Consider the following 18244-nt stretch of genomic DNA (forward strand, 5'->3'; position numbering starts at 1 on the left):
GGCCGTGCCAGTGGCACTGATCGGCCATCCCCCGGCCTCCTCCCCGGCGGAGAATGCGGGGCATGACGAACGCGAAGCTGGCCGAGGCCCTCCGGCTCCTGGGGATCGGCGAGCCGGCGGCCCGGGTCTACCGGGCGCTGCTCGAACTGGCGCCCGCGCCCCTGTCCGCGATCGGCCGGGCGGCCGGTCTGGACGCCCCCGCACTGTCGGCGGCCTACGGGGAGCTGGCGGACGCGGGGCTGGTCAGCGGCGTGGGGACCAGCGCGGACGTGGTCGCCCCGGTCCCGCCCGCCGCCGGTCTGGAGATCCTGGTCAGGCAGCGGGCGAGCGAGGTCGAGGAGTCCCGGATCGCGGTCGGGGGCGCGTTCGAGTCGTTCCGGCGGCAGCGGCTCGCCGCGTACAACGACCACCTCGTCGAGTCCGTGACCGGCGACGCGGTCGGGCCGAGGATCCGCCGGGCGTGGGCGAGCGCGCGGGAGCAGATCCGGCAGCTGGAGTCGCCGCCGTACGTGCCGCTGCCCGGGGCGACCGAGGACGCCCTGGCCACGCTCGCGCGCGGGGTGACGCAGCGCGTCGTGTACTCGCGGGAGTCCCTGGAGCACCCCGGGCATCTGAAGGACGTCATCGAGCCGTGCGTCCGGGCCGGGGAGCAGGCCCGGGTGGCGCCGGCGGTGCCGGTGAAGCTGGTGATCATCGATGACGCGTCGGCGCTGGTGTCCCTGTCGATCCGGGAGGCCGACGTGCACAACACCATGCTGGTCGTGCAGCCGTGCGGTCTGCTGTCGGCGCTCATCGCGCTGTTCGAGCAGTACTGGCAGAGCGCGCTGCCGTTCAGCGGCCGGGCCACGCGCCCGGGCGGGCTGCCGCCGGCGGACCGGCGGTTGCTGTGGCTGCTGGCGGGCGGGACGAGTGACGAGGTCATCGCGCGTGAGCTGGGCGTCAGCCGCCGCACGCTGTTCCGCCGGTTGCAGGTCCTGATGGCCAGGCTGGGCGCCGCGAACCGCTTCCAGCTGGCGTTGCAGGCGCAGCGCCAGGGCTGGCTGTGAGCGGCCGCGAGGTCAGCCGGTCGCGCCGAGGATCACGAGCAGCACCGCGCCGACCACGGCCGGGGCGATGACCTCGTACGCCCAGCGCACCGAGGCGGCGGGCGCGTCGGGCGCGGGCTTGTCGCCGGCGCGCTCGGACAGCTCGCGCAGGTCCGCGACGCTCTGGTCGGCGGCCGCGGTGCGGGCCCGGATGTCACGGACGTCGGCGATCGTGGACGTACGCCGGTACGGGTCGTCCACCGCCTGCCGGGACTGCTGGCGGGCGGCCTTCTTGCGCTGCCGCAGCGACACGGGGACGGCCCAGAGCTGGAACTTCGTACCGTCCTGCGTGAAGAGCTCGCTCGAATACCCGGCCCGTACGTCGGCGACGTCGCTCCACGGCAGCGTGATCGTGCGGAACGGGTTGCGGATGCGGATGCGCCTCTCGTTCGCGACGACCACCGGGCGCAGCGTGAAGGCGACGATCAGGGGCACGGCGGTCAGCATCGCGGCCAGCGCCATCCACGGCACCCGCCCGTCGCCCCGGAGCGCGGCGTCGCCGCCGATCCCGCAGACCAGCACGAGGAGCAGGACGCCGCCGGCCAGCCCGGCGGGCGACCGGAAGGTCCGGTCGGCGTAGGTGGGCTCGTCGGCAGGCGTGGGGCTCGTCATGAGCCCGATTGTGCCTGACGCGGCGCGGGGGCGCGGTGGCGGCTTCGCCCGCGGTGGCGGCCGGGTGCGGCACCCCTCGATGACCGGGGTCCCTGTACAGGTCGCTACGCGCGTAGATATGCTCATGTGGTGACCATGCCCACCACCCTCCCCGCATTCGCCGACGCGACGGCGTCCGACAGTGCGCTGCGCCGCTTCCTGCACGGGCTGCCCGGCGTCGACCCGGTCGGCCTCGAAGCGCGCGCCGCAGCCCTCGGAACCAGGTCGATCAAGACGACGGCCAAGGCGTACGCCATCGACCTCGCCATCTCGATGATCGACCTGACGACGCTCGAAGGCGCGGACACCCCCGGCAAGGTCCGGGCCCTCGCCGCCAAGGCCGTCCACCCCGACCCCACCGACCGGACCACGCCGCGCACCGCCGCGGTCTGCGTCTACCCCGACATGGCGGCCACCGCGGCCGCCGCCCTGGCCGGCTCCGGCGTGAAGGTGGCGTCCGTGGCGACGGCCTTCCCCGCCGGGCGCGCCGCGCTCGACGTGAAGCTCGCGGACGTCCGGGACGCGGTGGCGGCCGGGGCCGACGAGATCGACATGGTGATCGACCGGGGCGCGTTCCTGGCCGGCCGCTATCTGAAGGTGTACGAGGAGATCGTCGCCGTGAAGGCGGAGTGCGGGTCCGCCCGGCTCAAGGTGATCTTCGAGACCGGTGAGCTGTCCACGTACGACAACATCCGGCGGGCCTCCTGGCTCGGGATGCTGGCCGGCGCGGACTTCATCAAGACCTCGACCGGCAAGGTGGCGGTGAACGCCACCCCCGCGAACACCCTGCTGATGCTGGAGGCGGTGCGCGACTTCCGCGCGCAGACCGGCGTGCAGGTCGGCGTGAAGCCGGCCGGCGGCATCCGCACCTCGAAGGACGCGGTCAAGTTCCTCGTGCTGGTCAACGAGACGGCGGGCGAGGACTGGCTGGACAACCACTGGTTCCGCTTCGGCGCCTCCAGCCTGCTGAACGACCTGCTGATGCAGCGCCAGAAGCTCAGCACCGGCCGTTACTCCGGCCCCGATTACGTGACGGTGGACTGATACCCATGGCATCCGCATTCGAGTACGCACCGGCGCCGGAGTCCCGTTCCGTCGTCGACATCGCCCCCTCGTACGGCCTGTTCATCGACGGTGAGTTCACCGACGCGGCCGACGGCAAGGTCTTCAAGACGGTCAGTCCGTCCTCCGAGGAGGTGCTGTCCGAGGTCGCGCGGGCCGGCGCCGACGACGTGGACCGGGCCGTGAAGGCGGCCCGCCGCGCGTTCGAGAAGTGGTCGGCGCTGCCCGGCTCCGAACGCGCCAAGTACCTGTTCCGGATCGCCCGGATCATCCAGGAGCGCTCCCGCGAGCTGGCCGTCCTGGAGACGCTGGACAACGGCAAGCCCATCAGGGAGACCCGCGACGCCGACCTCCCGCTGGTCGCCGCGCACTTCTTCTACTACGCGGGCTGGGCCGACAAGCTGGACCACGCGGGCTACGGCCCGAACCCCCGTCCGCTGGGCGTGGCAGGCCAGGTCATCCCGTGGAACTTCCCGCTGCTGATGCTCGCGTGGAAGATCGCCCCGGCGCTCGCCACGGGCAACACGGTGGTCCTGAAGCCCGCCGAGACGACGCCGCTGTCCGCGCTGTTCTTCGCGGACATCTGCCGCCAGGCGGGCCTGCCCAGGGGTGTCGTCAACATCCTCACGGGGTACGGCGACGCGGGCCAGGCGCTCGTGGAGCACGGGGACGTGAACAAGGTCGCCTTCACCGGTTCCACCGCCGTCGGCAAGGCCATCGCCCGCCAGGTCGCGGGCACGGACAAGAAGGTCACGCTGGAGCTGGGCGGCAAGGGCGCCAACATCGTCTTCGACGACGCCCCGATCGACCAGGCCGTCGAGGGCATCGTCACCGGCATCTTCTTCAACCAGGGCCAGGTCTGCTGCGCGGGCTCCCGTCTCCTGGTCCAGGAATCGGTCCAGGACGAGCTGCTCGACGCCCTGAAGCGCCGTCTGTCCACGCTGCGCCTCGGCGACCCGCTGGACAAGAACACGGACATCGGTGCGATCAACTCCGCCGAGCAGCTGGCCCGGATCACCGCGCTCACGGAGACCGGCGAGGCGGAGGGCGCGGAGCGCTGGAGCGCCCCGTGCGAACTCCCGTCGGCCGGTTACTGGTTCGCCCCGACGCTGTTCACCAACGTCACCCAGGCGCACACCGTCGCCCGCGACGAGATCTTCGGCCCGGTGCTGTCCGTGCTGTCGTTCCGTACGCCGGACGAGGCCGTCGCCAAGGCGAACAACAGCCAGTACGGCCTGTCGGCCGGCATCTGGACGGAGAAGGGCTCGCGCATCCTCGCGGTGGCCAACAAGCTCCGGGCGGGCGTCGTCTGGGCCAACACGTTCAACAAGTTCGACCCGACCTCGCCGTTCGGCGGTTACAAGGAGTCGGGCTACGGCCGCGAAGGCGGCCGTCACGGCCTGGAGGCGTACCTCGATGTCCGATAACCGTCTGAGCGTCTTCAAGACCTACAAGCTGTACGTCGGGGGCAAGTTCCCCCGCTCCGAGAGCGGCCGGGTGTACGAGGTGACGGACTCGAAGGGCAAGTGGCTGGCGAACGCGCCCCAGTCCTCGCGCAAGGACGCCCGCGACGCGGTCGTGGCCGCCCGCAAGGCGTTCGGCGGCTGGTCCGGCGCGACCGCGTACAACCGCGGCCAGATCCTCTACCGCGTCGCGGAGATGCTGGAGGGCCGCCGCGAGCAGTTCGTCCGCGAGGTGGCCGAGGCGGAGGGCCTGTCCAAGTCCAAGGCGGCGGCGGTCGTGGACGCGGCGGTGGACCGCTGGGTCTGGTACGCGGGCTGGACGGACAAGATCGCCCAGATCGTGGGCGGGGCGAACCCGGTCGCGGGCCCGTTCTTCAACCTGTCGACGCCCGAACCGACCGGTGTGGTCACGGTCCTGGCGCCGCAGGAGTCCTCGTTCCTCGGCCTGGTCTCGGTGATCGCCCCGGTGATCGCCGCCGGCAACACCGTGGTCGTGGTGGCCTCCGCGAAGTCCCCGCTGCCCGCCCTGTCGCTGGGCGAGGTGCTGGCCACCTCGGACCTGCCGGGCGGTGTGGTCAACATCCTGTCGGGGAAGACCGCGGAGATCGCCGCGCCGCTCGCCGCCCACCAGGACGTGAACGGCATCGACCTCACGGGGGCGGACGCGGCGCTCGCGAAGGAGCTGGAGATCGCGGCGGCCGACAACCTGAAGCGCGTCTCCCGCCACCGCCCCGAGAGGGAAGCGCAAGGCGCTGCTCGTCCACAGGCTGTGGACGGCGGCGACTGGACGGCCGACCCGGGCACGCACCGCCTGACGGCGTTCCTGGAGACCAAGACGGTCTGGCACCCGACGGGTGCGCTGGGCGCCTCCGGCTCCTCGTACTGACCGCGCACGGCGACGGCCCGTTCCCCGGAGACACCTCCGGGGAACGGGCCGTCCCGCCGCCGGCGGGGACTCAGCCGCGCAGCCCCTCAACGACCGGGCCCACGACGGGCAGGTCCTTGATGGCGCCGCCGCTCGTCAGCGGGTCGGTGACCAGCGCGGTGGAGAGCGGCTTGAAGTCGGCGACCTGGGTTCCCACCGCGTTGTCCAGCGGGTCCGTGCCGGTGCCGGCCAGCGGGTCGAGCCGCAGGTGGGTGACGGGCGCGACGCTGTGCTCCAGCGACTGCCCGAGCGCCCCGGTGACCGCTCCGCCGGCCGCCTCGGTGGCCTCCGCGAGGCCGACGTCGGCCCCGGTCTCCTGGACGACGGGCAGCGGGGCGGCCTGCGCCGCCGCACCCCCCGCGCCGAGCGCGGCGCCGACCGCGGTGACGGTCAGACCTGCGCGCAGCAGGGTGCGGCGCCGGGACTTGGACAGTGCGTGACGTGCCATGGATTTCCCACCTGATCGGGACGATCGGACCATCGGCCGCGTAATCGGCCGAATGCAAAGAGTAGTTGAGGTGTGATGCGCGATACCAACAGGACCTCCGGGGGGTCCCTTGTTCGGGTCAATGCCTCACACTCGTGTCCTGTGAGTTCCCAAGCGCTTTCGACCCGCGTCGTCCTGTTGACGGGCCCCTCCGGCTCCGGCAAGTCGTCCCTCGCCGCCCGCACCGGCCTTCCGGTCCTGCGGCTCGACGACTTCTACAAGGAGGCCGACGACCCCACCCTGCCGCTGGTCGAGGGCAGTACGGACATCGACTGGGACTCCCCGGACTCCTGGGACGCCGACGCCGCGGTCACCGCGATCACGGAGCTCTGCCGGACCGGCCGCACCGACGTCCCGGTGTACGACATCTCCACCAGCTCCCGCACCGGTCACGAGGTCCTGCACATCGGGCGCACCCCGCTCTTCGTGGCCGAGGGCATCTTCGCGGCCGACATCATCCACCGCTGCCAGTCCCTGGGCCTGCTGGCCGACGCCCTCTGCCTGCGCGGCCGCCCCTCCACGACGTTCCGCCGCCGCCTCCTGCGGGACCTGCGCGAGGGCCGGAAGTCGGTGCCGTTCCTGCTCCGGCGCGGGTGGCGTCTGATGCGTACGGAGCGCCGCATCGTGGCCCGCCACGTCGCGCTGGGCGCGCACGCGTGCGCGAAGCAGGAAGCGCTGGGCCGCCTGGCGGCGGCCGCTGCGGGGCGGTGCCGTCTGCCGGCGACCCGGTAAGCCGGTCCCGGGGGCCCCGCCCCCGCGGCCCCGCTCCTCAACCGCCGGAGCGGCTTGACGTGCAACGCGCCGCGGGGCCGGACAGGACCCCCCGGCCCGTCCGACCCCGCAGCTTCCCCGTATCCCCGTTGTCCCCCGAGATACCCCCGTATCCCTCGGGCCCCCCGCTGTCTCCCCCGTAACAACGCCACCGCGCCCCCCAACGCGGCAGCTCCCCCGTTCCCCCCGCCTTCAGGCCACCAGCTCGCCGAAGGACTCCTCCTCGTCACGGCCGAAGCTCAGGTCCTCGTCCTCGCGCAGCCGGCGGAGCGACCGCCAGATGCTCGACTTCACCGTGCCGACACTGATGTCGAGGATGGACGCGATCTCGGGGTCCGTACGGCCCTCGTAGTACCGCAGGACGAGCATCGTGCGCTGCAGCTCGGGGAGGCGCGCCAGCGCCTGCCAGAGCACGGCGCGCAGCTCCGTACCGCGCATCGCGTCCGTGTCGCCCGCCGTCTCCGGCAGCTCCTCGGTCGGGTATTCGTTCAGCTTGCGCCTGCGCCAGGCGCTGATGTGCAGATTGGTCATCGTGCGGCGCAGATAACCGCCGACAGCGGCCTTGTCGCTGATGCGGTCCCAGGCCCGGTACGTCGAGAAGAGGGCGCTCTGGAGCAGGTCCTCGGCCTCGAACCGGTCACCGGTCAGGTGGTAGGCGGTGGCGTACAGGGAGGCGCGGCGCTCCCGGACGTAGGCCGTGAACGCCGCTTCGGCGTCCCCGGACCGCTCCGGTGCCTTCCGCTCCCCCGAGCCCTCCCCGTACGCGCTTCCCCCGTTACCCGCGTCAACCACCGTCATGAATGACGTGTGCTGACGCCCGGCGCCTCGAACGCACCCCCGTCCGTTCACTGCGGCGCCGGACTTCTCGGTGTTCCGCCCGACATCGTGGAGACGCGTGACGACTGCGCTTGCGTTGATGCTGTGAGTTGCGTTCATCTCGCGCCCCCCATCGGTGGAGTCCGTCCGTTCCTTGTGTCAACGAGCTTGCCGGGGCAGTTTCATGGCGCTGTCCGCCGACTGTCACAGGGCTGTCACAGGGCCCGGCGGCGGCACGAATCCGTGCTTCCGGATGCATGAGGGACGTATGGGGCACGCATCAGGGGGGACCAACTGTCGAACTGGGGCGCCCCATGGGTCAGAATGACCAAGTGCCTTTCCTGTTGCTGATCGAGGACGACGACGCCATCCGCACGGCCCTCGAACTCTCGCTGTCACGCCAGGGCCACCGTGTGGCCACCGCGGCGACGGGAGAGGACGGCCTCAACCTGCTGCGCGAGCAGCGCCCCGACCTGGTCGTGCTGGATGTGATGCTGCCCGGGATCGACGGCTTCGAGGTGTGCCGGCGCATCCGCCGCACCGATCAGCTGCCGATCATCCTGCTGACCGCCCGCAGCGACGACATCGACGTCGTGGTGGGGCTGGAGTCCGGCGCCGACGACTACGTGGTCAAGCCTGTGCAGGGCCGGGTGCTCGACGCCCGCATCCGTGCGGTGCTGCGCCGCGGCGAACGGGAGTCGACCGACTCCGCGACGTTCGGGAACGTGGTGATCGACCGCTCCGCCATGACCGTCACCAAGAACGGCGAGGACCTCCAGCTCACGCCGACCGAGCTTCGCCTCCTGCTCGAACTGAGCCGCCGGCCCGGCCAGGCCCTGTCCCGCCAGCAGCTCCTGCGCCTGGTCTGGGAGCACGACTACCTGGGCGACTCCCGCCTGGTGGACGCCTGTGTGCAGCGGCTGCGCGCCAAGGTGGAGGACGTACCGTCGTCGCCGACCCTGATCCGTACGGTGCGGGGCGTGGGTTACCGGCTGGACTCGCCACAGTGAGCACGGCTGTGCGGCGGGGCCTGCGCGCCGGGCTCCGCTGGACCAGCCTGCGACTGCGGCTCGTCATCGTCTTCGGCCTCGTCGCGCTGACCGCCGCCGTATCGGCTTCCGGCATCGCGTACTGGCTCAACCGCGAGGCGGTGCTGACGCGTACGCAGGACGCGGCGCTCGGGGACTTCCGCCAGGAGATGCAGTCCCGGGCGGCCTCGCTGCCGCTGCGCCCCACCAAGGAGGACCTGCAGACGGCCGCCGTGCAGATGGCGAGCAGCAGCCCCGGCTACAGCGTGCTCCTGATCGACGAGCGCGACCCGGGCAAGCCCATCGTCGGCAACAGCGACCTGGACACCTTCACCCGCGACAACGTACCGCTGTCGTTGCAGGAGCAGGTGGACCGCAAACAGCCGGTCAAGGCGGGCAACAGGTACGAGTACCACCTGTTCTGGCAGCGCACCTCGATACGCGGCACGCCGTATCTCGTCGCCGGTACGAAGATCATCGGCGGCGGGCCGACCGGCTACATGCTGAAGTCGCTCGACCAGGAGCGGCAGGACCTCAGCTCGCTCGCCTGGTCGCTGGGGATCGCCACGGCGCTCGCCCTGGTCGGCTCGGCGCTGCTCGCGCAGGCGGCGGCGACGACCGTACTGCGGCCGGTGCAGCGGCTCGGGGACGCGGCCCGCAAGCTCGGCGAGGGCAAGCTCGACACCCGGCTCGTGGTGTCCGGCACCGATGAACTGGCCGATCTGTCGCGCACGTTCAACCGGACCGCCGGCTCGCTGGAGAAGAAGGTCGCGGACATGAGCGCCCGCGAGGAGGCCAGCCGCCGCTTCGTCGCCGACATGTCGCACGAGCTGCGTACGCCGCTGACGGCGCTCACCGCGGTCACGGAGGTGCTGGAGGACGAGGTCGACAGCCTCGACCCGATGATCGCCCCCGCGGTGAACCTGGTGGTCAGCGAGACCCGCCGGCTGAACAACCTCGTGGAGAACCTGATGGAGGTGACCCGCTTCGACGCGGGCACCGCCCGCCTGGTCCTGGACGACGTGGACGTCGCCGACCAGGTGACCGCCTGCATCGACGCCCGCGCCTGGCTGGACGCGGTCGAACTGGACGCCGAGCGCGGCACGATGGTGCGCCTCGACCCGCGCCGGCTCGACGTGATCCTGGCGAACCTGATCGGCAACGCGCTCAAGCACGGCGGTTCGCCGGTACGTGTCGCGGTGCGGATCGAGGGCGAGGAGCTGGTGATCGAGGTCCGGGACCACGGCCCCGGCATCCCCGAGGACGTCCTGCCGCACGTCTTCGACCGGTTCTACAAGGCCAGCGCTTCCCGGCCGCGTTCGGACGGCAGCGGACTCGGGCTCTCCATCGCCATGGAGAACGCGCACATCCACAACGGCGACATCACCGCCCGCAACTCCCCCGACGGCGACGGCGCGGTCTTCGTGCTGCGCCTGCCGCGCGACCCCGGAGCGGAGAGCCGTACCGCCGGGGATCACGACGCACCGATACCGGACCACCAGGAGGACGACGCGACGTGAGGCGCAGCGAACGCCGGGGACACCGAACCGCCGCCGCCCTGGCAGGTGCCGCACTCTGTGCCGTGCTGGCGGCGGGCTGCGGCATCCGTACGACGTCGGTGCCGGTGGACGCGGGCGCCGCCCCGTCCCGGGTGCCGTGCGCGATGCCCGCCGAGGACGCCGCGGCCCAGGCCCGGCGGGGCATCCCCGTGCAGGTGTACCTGGTCTGCGCCTCGCAGCTGGTGACGGTGGACCGGGCGGTGCAGGTGCAAGGGGCCGGGTCGGACCGGCTGGCGGTCGCCACGGAGCTGCTGGACGAGTTGCGCAGGCAGCCCCCGGCGGACGAGCGGCAGGCGGGTTTCTCCACCGACGTGCCCGGCACGCTCCGCGTCTCCGGCCCCCGCCCGGGCGACGCGAAGGACGCGCTGCGGCTCAACGAGCAGCCGGAGGACCTGTCGGCCGAGGCCCTGGCCCAGGTCGTCTGCACCTTCGCGGACAGCGAGTCCCTGGCCCCGGGCGACACGGTGACGCTGGGCGGCCCGGGCGGCTACCCGGCCCGCGGCTACCTCTGCACGGCGGAGACGAAGGCCAGCCCGAAGGCGGTGCCGAGCACGGTGGGGGTGCCGTAGGGGCCTCGGGGGCCCGTCGTGAGGCAGGTCTCCCCCGGTCCTGCGGAACCGATCCTGCCGCCGCCCGCGTCTAGGGCTTCGTGCGTCAAGGTACGGACGGCCAGACCGTCATCCGCTTCCGCGCGGTCGGGGTGTCGCTGCTCCTCGCGCATCTGCTGCTCGTCGGGTGGCTCACCCTGCGTCCGCTGGACGTGCCGTGGATGAACGCCCCGAACCTCTCGCCGTTCGCCGGCATCAGGGCCGATCTGTCGCTCGGCCCCGCCGCCGCCTTCCGCCGGATCGGCGGCGGGCTTCTGCTGCTGGCGCCGCTGGGCGTGCTGCTCCCGATGGCCGGGGGCCGGCTGTACGTGTCCCCGTGGCTCTCGCTGGCCCGTACGGTCGCGGCCGGTTCGCTGATCTCGCTGGCCATCGAGCTGGGGCAGACCGGGGTGCCCGGTCAGGTGGTGGACGTGGACTCGCTGTTCCTGAACACGGCGGGCGTCGCCCTCGCCCACGCCCTGGTGGTCCCCGCGTGCCGGGCGCGCCTGCGCCGGCGCGGCGGACCGGAGCCGCGGGTGGTGTCGCGGAGCGGGCACGAGGCTCCTCAGGGTTCGACCCCGACGATTTCCGGGGTCGGGATGGCCCCGTAGAGCGACGCTTCGTCCGGTTCGTCGCGCGACGATGGAGGTATCGGGAGCACAACGGACTGCTCCCCGCAACGGTTCGCGAAGGAGCCCACCATGGCCGCACTTGCCCGCCCCCGTGACGGACGCATGATCGGCGGAGTGTGCGCAGCGCTGGCGCGGCGTTTCGGCACGTCGGCGAGGACCATGCGCATCATCTTCCTGGTCTCATGCCTGCTGCCGGGCCCGCAGTTCCTGCTCTACCTGGCGCTGTGGCTGCTGCTGCCGCAGGAGGGGCCGTCGTCCTCGGCGGCCTGGTAGCCGTCCCCGTACACATGCCTGCGGGCGGGCACCCGCTCGGGGTGTCCGCCCACAGGCGTGTTCCGGCTTCGGCTCAGCGGCCGAGCGGCAGACCGTTGGCGGACAGGCCGCTGGTGGTCAGACCGCCGGCCGGCATGCCGCCGAGGAGGCCCTTGACGGGGGTGGTGGCGTCGCCGAGGACCTTGGTCTGGCTGGTGCCGAGGAGCTGGTCGGCGGTGTCCTGGACCGGCAGCGTCGACGTGGCGTCGGCCACGGCGCCGGCGACGGGCAGGATGCTGGTCGCGGTCTCCAGCGGCAGCGCGGAGGCGGACGCGGTTCCGGCGGCGGCAGCGGCGAAAGCGGCACCGAGAGCGGCGACACCGAGCGTCCTGGCGGCAGACTGCTTCATATGACATTCATCCTTGGGGAAGGGGATGTGAGCGGCTATGCAACGTAGTCATCCGCAGCCCCGATCCGCAAACATCCGCCACCACGGAAAACGGCCGGGAAAACCTTTCCCCGGCCGCTCCCCGTACGCCTCCGTCAGCCGGCCGGCGAGGAAGACACGCTGGTCGCAGCTGTCTGCTCGAAAAGCCATTCGGACTTGAGCTCGGCGTATCCGGGCTTGATGACGTCATTGATCATCGCCAGACGTTCATCGAAAGGAATGAACGCCGACTTCATTCCATTGACGGTGAACCACTGCATGTCGTCGAGCGTGTATCCGAAAGCCTCGGTCAGTTTCTCGAATTCCTGACTCATGCTCGTACCGCTCATGAGACGGTTGTCAGTATTGATGGTGGCCCTGAAATGCAGCTTGCGGAGCAGTCCGACGGGGTGCTCGGCGTACGAGGACGCGGCCCCGGTCTGGAGGTTCGACGTCGGGCACATCTCCAGCGGGATGCGCTTGTCCCGCACGTAGGAGGCGAGCCGGCCCAGCTTCACGGAGCCGTCGTCGGCGACCTCGATGTCATCGATGATGCGGACCCCGTGCCCGAGCCGGTCGGCGCCGCACCACTGGATGGCCTGCCAGATCGACGGCAGTCCGAACGCCTCGCCCGCGTGGATCGTGAAGTGGTTGTTCTCGCGCTTGAGGTACTCGAACGCGTCCAGGTGCCGGGTGGGCGGGAACCCGGCCTCGGCGCCCGCGATGTCGAAGCCGACGACGCCCTGGTCCCGGTAGCGGTTGGCCAGCTCCGCGATCTCCAGGGAGCGCGCGGCGTGCCGCATGGCGGTGAGCAGGGCGCCGACGCGGATGCGGTTGCCGTCCTGCCGGGCCCGCCGCTCGCCCTCGCGGAAACCTTCGTTGACGGCCTCGACCACCTCTTCGAGGGTCAGCCCGGCCTCCAGGTGCTGCTCCGGGGCGTACCGCACCTCGGCGTAGACGACACCGTCGGCCGCCAGGTCCTCGGCGCACTCGGCGGCGACCCGGACCAGCGCGTCACGGGTCTGCATGACCGCACAGGTGTGGGCGAACGTCTCCAGATACCGCTCCAGCGAACCGGAATCCGCGGCCTCCCGGAACCAGATGCCGAGCTTGTCGGGCTCGGTCTCGGGAAGCGCGTCGTAGCCGATCGCCGCCGCGAGTTCGACGATCGTTCCGGGGCGCAGACCGCCGTCGAGGTGGTCGTGCAGAAGGACCTTGGGGGCACGCCGGATCTGGTCCGGGCCGGGCACATGGAGGGTCGGGCTCATCATCCAGGCACTGTAGCGCCTACGCGCGTAGAGCGGGCTTGTCGTTGCATAACGGTACGGTCGAGCCTCCGCGCGCCCCGCTGCGTAACAGACCCCGCGAACGGGGGTGGCGTACCCCCGCCCGTCTGACACTGTGTACGCCATGGCACAGCGCGCACTCCCCCGGCCGGCGGCACGGCTGGGACGGGCCGTCGGAGCGGCGGCCGGAGCATCAACGGTCGGCGGCGTGGTCCTGCTGCTCCCGGACGGCGAGCCCCACTCGCACCGCCGCCCCTCCTCCCTCTCCCACGCCCGCCTGCTCCCGCTGGCCCGCGCCCTGGCCCACGCGGGCCGTGCCGACGGCCTCACCGCCCATGTGGTGCGCTACCGCTGCCGCGGCTGGAACGAGGACGACGCCCACCTCGCGGCGGACGCGGAGTGGGCGGTGGACGAGGCCGTACGCCGCTACGGCGACGTCCCCCTCTGCCTGGCCGGCCACGGCATGGGCGCCCGGGCGGCCCTCCGCGCGGGCGGCCACCCGGCGGTCGGCGCGGTCCTGGCCATGGCCCCCTGGCTCCCCGGCGACCCGTCCGCCGCCCCCGAACCGGTCAAACACCTGGTCGGCCGCCCGGTCCTGCTGGTCCACGGCACCAACGACACCCGCTGCGCCCCGGAGCTCTCCTTCCGCCTCGCCGAGCGCGCCAAGAAGGCCAACCGCGACACCTGCCGCTTCGAGGTCCACTCGGACGGCCACGGACTGCGCCAGCACCGCTCGGAGGTCGCCGCCCTGGCCGCCGACTTCGTACGCGGCACCCTGTTCGGCCACGCGTACGCCCGCCCGGTGACGGACGCGCTGGCGGCGCCGCCACCGCTGGGATTGCGGATGCCGCTGGCGGTGGGGTTCGGGGAGTCGTTGGGGGTGGGGTGAGGGGCCCTTACGGGGCAGGCGGCGCCCACGCCCACCGAGGGCCTGCTCCCCATGTGCGGGGAGCAGCGCCTTCGCGGCCTTCATCTGAAGCGCGAGTCTGGGCCATCCCGGCACGCGCGGGGAGCAGTTCTCCATCAGAGCCGCGAGCAGGTGCACCACGGGGCCATCCCCGCCCGCGCCGGGAGCAGCTCCGCAACCTACCGGTTTACCGCGTCGCGGAGCCGTTCCGCACCACTTTCACTGAAACGGCATGGCAGCCAGAGCAGTCGCCGCGGCTCAACCGCTCACCTCCGGCCGAACCGGCGCCGCTTCGCCGCCTTGCTCCATCCTTGCTTCGGACCCTCGGCGGGCACCGGGGGCTTGGGCGCTGCCTCGTTCGGGCGGTGGATCAGGGTAAGGCCCTCGTGGTCGGTCGGGTGCCACTTGTGGTCGTGGGTGCGGAAGGTGAAGCCCTGTTCGTTGTCGGTGGTGTGAGCCAGCAGGGCGCGGCCCTGGTTCGCGTATTCCTGGACCTCCGCCCAGAGCGCGTCGCGGATCCTTGCCGACGGGTTGCCGATGAAGACGCCCGCCGAGATCTCCAGGAGCCAGCGGGTGAGGAAGCCACGGAGACCGACCGGGCAGTTGGTGAGGACGATCACCGTCACCAGAGCATCTCCTCCACCTCGCGGGGCTCCGTCCCTCCGTAGTTCCGACCGGCGGCGACCTCCTCGCCGCCGTCGCTCTGCAGCGTGACCACGTCCCGTTCGACGCTGGGGGCGGCCGCGCCCAGCAGGTTCTTGATGTCGTCCACGCACCGATCCAGCAGCGAGGTCTCGTTGATGCGGTCGCGGAGGGCCCGCCGGGTCCGGGATGCCACGTCCTCCTCGCTCTCCGCAGCCACGTCGAAGGCGAGCGGGATGCCGAGTTCCGTCTTGTACAGGTCGGCCATGTCGAGGACGAAGGAGAGCTCGTGGCCGGAGTGGACGAAGCCCAGGGCGGGGCTGCACCCGAGGGACGACACGACGGCGTGGGCCACTCCGTACATGCACTGGGCCGCAGCGGTGATCGCCTGGTTGACTGCGTCACCGGCGGTGAAGTCGCCGGGGACGTACTGACGGCCCCTCCAGCGGATGCCCGTACGGGCCGCTTCGGCCCGGTAGCAGTCCTTGACCCGGCGGCCCTCCCGGCCGAGGAGCCCCTTGCGGGTGAGTCCGTCGGGGTTCTCGTCCGGGAAACGCAGCCGGTACATCGCACGGGCCACGGACAGACGGCTGCGGGGATTGGCCCACTGGACCGCCTGTGCCTCGGCAAGGGCGGACGAGCGGGTCAGCGCACGCCCGCCCGCGTAATACCGCACGCCCTGCTCACCGACCCAAGCGACGGCAGCACCGGTCTCGCCCAGGACGCTCATCGCCTGGTGGGTGATCCGGGTGCCCGGCCCCAGGAGCAGGGTGCCGATCGTCGCGGAAGGGATGTGTGTCGTGCCCTCCGCGTCCTCAGCGGTGATCGCGTTGGCGTCCCGGTGCACCACGCAGCGCTCCAGGTAGATGAAGGACAACCGTTCGCCGGTACGGGTGAGGTGGCGAGGGGTGAGAGCGGCGCGCTGGGAGACGGTGGCCATCGGATCATTCCGTTCCGGTGAGCGGTGCCAGCGTCAGCAGGCCGCAGCCGTACGCCTTCGCCTTGCCGAGCCCGCGTGTGAGTGTCCGCCGGAAGGCGACCGGGTCCGTCACTTCCAGGTGACCGTCGAACGTCACCGTCACGATGCTGACGCGTCCGGCCCGCTTCCCCTCGCCTCGTCCCTTGTCGAAGGCGAGGCCGCGACGGTCGCCTACCGTCAACCGGTACCGGTCGCCGTGGTGACCGTGACCACGGTACGTGGTCCCGGCCGGCAGCAGCCGTTCGCTCTGCGGCTTTTCGACGACATGGAAACCGCAGCGCTCCTGGCGGTCGAGAAGCCACCCCATCTGGTGCACGGGGGTGAGGTGCGCGGTGCGCTTACGGGGCTCGTCCAGCTTCCGCCGTATGTCGTGGACCGGATTCGCGGTCAACCGGAACGCCCACCGCTGCCCCTGGGCCAGTCGGTCGAGGAAGGGAGCGTACGGCCGCGTCTGCCAGCCCGGGGACTGGGCATCGGCAACCGCGGGCCAACCCGCCTGCTCCACCAGATGGGTCAGATCGGGCTGGTCGGGGCTGACGACATACAGCAGTACCTCGGCCCGCGCATTCTGGTCGAGGCGCCACAGCACCCGAGGGCCGTCGGCAGCGTCAGCCGCCTCCGTGGGCAGGAGTCCCGGGAACGACGCCATGACGGCAGCGTGCATCACCTGCGGGGAGGACAGCAGACGGCGTGCGCCCGTGCGCGCGGTGTTCATGCGGAAGCGGGTCAGGAACATCAGGCGCTCTCCTCCAGGGCGTCGAACGGCTCGTGCCGGGGCCGTACGACCTGTCGGGGCACGGCGTCCGGGTTGGCGACGGTCACCGTCCTGCTGACCACCGTGCGCAGAGCGTGCCGTCGTTGCTCGGCGGCGAAGCTGAGTGGTTGATCGCGCTGGTAGTCGGCGTCTGTCTCCTGCTCGTCGGCCTCTCGGAGAACGGTCAGCGGCACCGTGGCCCTGCTCCGGTACTGACGGCGGTACCAGGCGGCCGCCTGCCACGGCTCGTCCGCCAGCGCCTGGTGAAGCGAGTCCCCGTCGCGTACACCCAACTCCACCGGCTGCGCGGGCGGGCAGGAGCGGCGGCCGAGGAACGACGGATACACCGGAGCCCGCAAGGACGCGTGCAGATGGGTGAGCAGACCGGTCTCGCCTGCCACTGCCGCCACGAACACCGCATCGGCCAGATAGAAGCGTTCGGACAGCGGCATGGAGGTGCCGGTGACGCCGTGATGTGCCGTCTGGAAGTCCCTTACACGGCTTCCCGGTTGGTCGATCCGAACACCGAATCTCAGGTTGCTGAGGGCGGCCAGCGCCGCGTCGTCGCCCCGCTCAATGCCTGCCGCCGCCGCGAGCAGACCGATCACTCCGCTCTTCGTGGGCGCCGATTCCGTGGTGCGGCGAGCGAAGCGGGCGGACGAACCCCAGGACTGCAAAGGGCCCGCCAGTCTCATGGTCAACACGCTCATTCCGGCTTCTCCAGGCGCTCGGCGACGGCCTGCCCCACCGAGGCGACGAGTTCGCCGAGGTTGGAGGACTCCGTGCCGATGTCCGCGAGCTTCCGGGTGTTCGGGCCGACGCGGAGCACCCACGTGAGGGTCGACCCTTCGTCGCCGTACGCCCGCTCGACGTCCGGGATGTACTCCGCAAGGCGTGCGCACGCCTCGGACATGTGGCCGCCGAGGTCTCCTCGTACCGGCTCCTCGAACGCCGCGACGAAGCTGATGGGACGGGTGGTGCGGAGCTTGACGACGACGGCGTCGGGCAGCGTGTGATGACCGAACGTGTTGATCTTTCCGGTGGGCAGGGATTCGACGAAGCCCTGCACGAACGCCTCGGCGGCCCGGCGTACCGGGGTGACCCTGGATTCGTCCTCCTGCAGCCCCTCCCCCAGATTGGCCGCCAGCTGGTGGATGCCGAGGGCCGCGTAGCGATAGAGCGTCGCGGAGTTGAAGTCGACGGTGCCGATCATTCCGGCGCCCGGCTCGGTGTCCTTGTTGTGGTCGTCCACCGCTGTGTAGTAGTCGGACTCGTTGTCCACGCGGTGGACGCTGATGGCGTGGGCGACCTGCACCGCCGCGTCCACGTTGAAGTCGGTGGAATCCGCGACCATGCGTCCGAACAGCGCGATGTCGACCGAGTGCCGGGTGTCCGCGATCTGCTTCACCCGGGCCTTGTTGTCCTTGTCCTTCAGGAACTCCGCGATGTCGGCAGCGCCTTCGACGGCGAACCGGGCCAGCCCGTCGAGCTGACGGGCACTGAGGAAGACCAGGTACTTGGCCTGTGCCGCCGCTTCCCGCGTCTCCTCGTCACCGGCGTCCTCTGCCGTCGACTTCTTCCCTGAGCCTTTGCGCTTGGGCACTTCGATCTTGAGCCCCGTGGCTGTGATGACCGCGGCCGCCAGCTCCAGGGCCTCGGGCTCGGGGATGGTCCCGTCCTGCTCGTGAATGCGGTCGGCCAGGATCTCGACCACCTTTTTGGTCCGGACGCCCAGTTCGCTCGGGTCGAGAAGCTTCTTCGCCTTGAAGTAGTCGCGGGTGGCCTTCTTCCACGCTTGGCTGGACACGCGGGCGCGGGGCACGCCGCCGTACACCGAGGACTTCGGGGAGCCGGTGTCGTCACGGTTCAGATTGCTCGGTGGAACGGTCTGGAGGGCGTGCACATCGAGGTAGAAGAGGTTCACGAGACGT

General features: G+C 71.4%; 21 protein-coding genes. 11 read left to right on the forward strand and 10 right to left on the reverse strand.

Translation table 11 applies throughout. The features are described from left to right. The first annotated feature begins 62 nt into the window (after nucleotides 1–62). Nucleotides 63–1046, forward strand: coding sequence for a LuxR family transcriptional regulator (locus ACN6LM_RS18245; protein WP_445066417.1), 984 nt, complete (start codon nucleotides 63–65; stop codon nucleotides 1044–1046). 12 nt (nucleotides 1047–1058) lie between these two features. Here ACN6LM_RS18245 and ACN6LM_RS18250 read toward each other — a convergent pair whose 3' ends face one another. Beyond that, nucleotides 1059–1697 (reverse strand): PH domain-containing protein, encoded by a 639-nt coding sequence (locus ACN6LM_RS18250; RefSeq protein WP_445066419.1) that lies wholly within the window; start codon nucleotides 1695–1697, stop codon nucleotides 1059–1061. A 135-nt stretch (nucleotides 1698–1832) separates the two neighbouring features. Between ACN6LM_RS18250 and deoC the strand changes: the two genes are divergently transcribed. Genes deoC through ACN6LM_RS18265 form a run of 3 tightly spaced genes read left to right on the forward strand, consistent with a single transcriptional unit; the run spans nucleotide 1833 to nucleotide 5147 of the window. Beyond that, nucleotides 1833–2780 carry a deoxyribose-phosphate aldolase gene (gene deoC, locus ACN6LM_RS18255; RefSeq protein WP_445066451.1) on the forward strand — a complete coding sequence of 316 codons (948 nt, stop codon included), beginning with the start codon at nucleotides 1833–1835 and terminating at the stop codon, nucleotides 2778–2780. Between the two features lie 5 nt (nucleotides 2781–2785). Beyond that, complete coding sequence (locus ACN6LM_RS18260; RefSeq protein WP_445066420.1) at nucleotides 2786–4225, forward strand: aldehyde dehydrogenase family protein; 1440 nt, start codon at nucleotides 2786–2788, stop codon at nucleotides 4223–4225. Continuing rightward, nucleotides 4215–5147 (forward strand): aldehyde dehydrogenase family protein, encoded by a 933-nt coding sequence (locus ACN6LM_RS18265; protein WP_445066422.1) that lies wholly within the window; start codon nucleotides 4215–4217, stop codon nucleotides 5145–5147. The genes ACN6LM_RS18260 and ACN6LM_RS18265 overlap by 11 nt, the downstream gene beginning before the upstream one ends. A 70-nt stretch (nucleotides 5148–5217) precedes the next feature. Here ACN6LM_RS18265 and ACN6LM_RS18270 read toward each other — a convergent pair whose 3' ends face one another. Continuing rightward, nucleotides 5218–5634 carry a hypothetical protein gene (locus ACN6LM_RS18270; protein ID WP_073964293.1) on the reverse strand — a complete coding sequence of 139 codons (417 nt, stop codon included), beginning with the start codon at nucleotides 5632–5634 and terminating at the stop codon, nucleotides 5218–5220. 177 nt (nucleotides 5635–5811) lie between these two features. Here ACN6LM_RS18270 and ACN6LM_RS18275 point away from each other — a divergent pair, with 177 nt between their 5' ends. Continuing rightward, nucleotides 5812–6405 (forward strand): uridine kinase family protein, encoded by a 594-nt coding sequence (locus ACN6LM_RS18275; RefSeq protein ID WP_445066453.1) that lies wholly within the window; start codon nucleotides 5812–5814, stop codon nucleotides 6403–6405. Nucleotides 6406–6636: 231 nt separating this feature from the next. Here the strand turns inward: ACN6LM_RS18275 and ACN6LM_RS18280 are convergent, their stop codons facing one another. Then, entirely contained in the window at nucleotides 6637–7380 is a 744-nt protein-coding gene (locus ACN6LM_RS18280; protein WP_445066423.1) for a SigE family RNA polymerase sigma factor, read from the reverse strand. A 212-nt stretch (nucleotides 7381–7592) separates the two neighbouring features. Between ACN6LM_RS18280 and afsQ1 the strand changes: the two genes are divergently transcribed. The 5 genes from afsQ1 (at nucleotide 7593) to ACN6LM_RS18305 (ending at nucleotide 11339) form a co-directional block, all read left to right on the forward strand. Then, nucleotides 7593–8270: a two-component system response regulator AfsQ1 gene (gene afsQ1, locus ACN6LM_RS18285; protein ID WP_026171255.1), complete on the forward strand. Its 678-nt coding sequence runs from the start codon at nucleotides 7593–7595 to the stop codon at nucleotides 8268–8270. Further along, nucleotides 8267–9808 (forward strand): ATP-binding protein, encoded by a 1542-nt coding sequence (locus ACN6LM_RS18290; RefSeq protein WP_445066424.1) that lies wholly within the window; start codon nucleotides 8267–8269, stop codon nucleotides 9806–9808. The genes afsQ1 and ACN6LM_RS18290 overlap by 4 nt, the downstream gene beginning before the upstream one ends. Then, a complete protein-coding gene (locus ACN6LM_RS18295) occupies nucleotides 9805–10416 on the forward strand; it encodes a hypothetical protein (protein WP_445066425.1) in 612 nt (203 codons plus the stop codon). Before ACN6LM_RS18290 ends, ACN6LM_RS18295 begins: the two co-directional genes overlap by 4 nt. A gap of 80 nt (nucleotides 10417–10496) precedes the next feature. After that, the gene (locus ACN6LM_RS18300) at nucleotides 10497–11045 is read left to right on the forward strand and encodes a VanZ family protein (RefSeq protein WP_445066427.1); all 549 of its coding nucleotides are present in this window, start codon (nucleotides 10497–10499) and stop codon (nucleotides 11043–11045) included. A 90-nt stretch (nucleotides 11046–11135) separates the two neighbouring features. After that, on the forward strand, nucleotides 11136–11339 hold the full coding sequence (locus tag ACN6LM_RS18305) for a PspC domain-containing protein (protein WP_445066428.1): 204 nt from the start codon (nucleotides 11136–11138) through the stop codon (nucleotides 11337–11339). Between the two features lie 73 nt (nucleotides 11340–11412). On the opposite strand, the gene ACN6LM_RS18310 is transcribed toward ACN6LM_RS18305, so the two are convergent. Beyond that, on the reverse strand, nucleotides 11413–11727 hold the full coding sequence (locus ACN6LM_RS18310) for a hypothetical protein (protein ID WP_445066429.1): 315 nt from the start codon (nucleotides 11725–11727) through the stop codon (nucleotides 11413–11415). A gap of 134 nt (nucleotides 11728–11861) precedes the next feature. Then, nucleotides 11862–13016, reverse strand: a complete 1155-nt coding sequence (locus tag ACN6LM_RS18315) for an adenosine deaminase (protein ID WP_445066430.1) — start codon at nucleotides 13014–13016, stop codon at nucleotides 11862–11864. 223 nt (nucleotides 13017–13239) lie between these two features. Between ACN6LM_RS18315 and ACN6LM_RS18320 the strand changes: the two genes are divergently transcribed. Next, nucleotides 13240–13920, forward strand: a complete 681-nt coding sequence (locus ACN6LM_RS18320) for an alpha/beta hydrolase (RefSeq protein ID WP_445066455.1) — start codon at nucleotides 13240–13242, stop codon at nucleotides 13918–13920. A 284-nt stretch (nucleotides 13921–14204) separates the two neighbouring features. Here the strand turns inward: ACN6LM_RS18320 and cas2e are convergent, their stop codons facing one another. Genes cas2e through cas7e form a run of 5 tightly spaced genes read right to left on the reverse strand, consistent with a single transcriptional unit; the run spans nucleotide 14205 to nucleotide 18237 of the window. Further along, complete coding sequence (gene cas2e, locus ACN6LM_RS18325) at nucleotides 14205–14564, reverse strand: type I-E CRISPR-associated endoribonuclease Cas2e (RefSeq protein ID WP_445066432.1); 360 nt, start codon at nucleotides 14562–14564, stop codon at nucleotides 14205–14207. Next, nucleotides 14561–15520, reverse strand: coding sequence for a type I-E CRISPR-associated endonuclease Cas1e (gene cas1e / locus ACN6LM_RS18330; protein ID WP_445066433.1), 960 nt, complete (start codon nucleotides 15518–15520; stop codon nucleotides 14561–14563). The genes cas2e and cas1e overlap by 4 nt, the downstream gene beginning before the upstream one ends. Before the next feature lie 4 nt (nucleotides 15521–15524). Next, nucleotides 15525–16295: a type I-E CRISPR-associated protein Cas6/Cse3/CasE gene (gene cas6e / locus ACN6LM_RS18335; RefSeq protein ID WP_445066435.1), complete on the reverse strand. Its 771-nt coding sequence runs from the start codon at nucleotides 16293–16295 to the stop codon at nucleotides 15525–15527. Next, nucleotides 16295–17023: a type I-E CRISPR-associated protein Cas5/CasD gene (gene cas5e / locus ACN6LM_RS18340; RefSeq protein WP_445066436.1), complete on the reverse strand. Its 729-nt coding sequence runs from the start codon at nucleotides 17021–17023 to the stop codon at nucleotides 16295–16297. The genes cas6e and cas5e overlap by 1 nt, the downstream gene beginning before the upstream one ends. Then, entirely contained in the window at nucleotides 17020–18237 is a 1218-nt protein-coding gene (gene cas7e, locus ACN6LM_RS18345; RefSeq protein ID WP_445066437.1) for a type I-E CRISPR-associated protein Cas7/Cse4/CasC, read from the reverse strand. The genes cas5e and cas7e overlap by 4 nt, the downstream gene beginning before the upstream one ends. Nucleotides 18238–18244 lie beyond the last annotated feature (7 nt).

This window comes from Streptomyces sp. SAS_281, assembly GCF_052542855.1.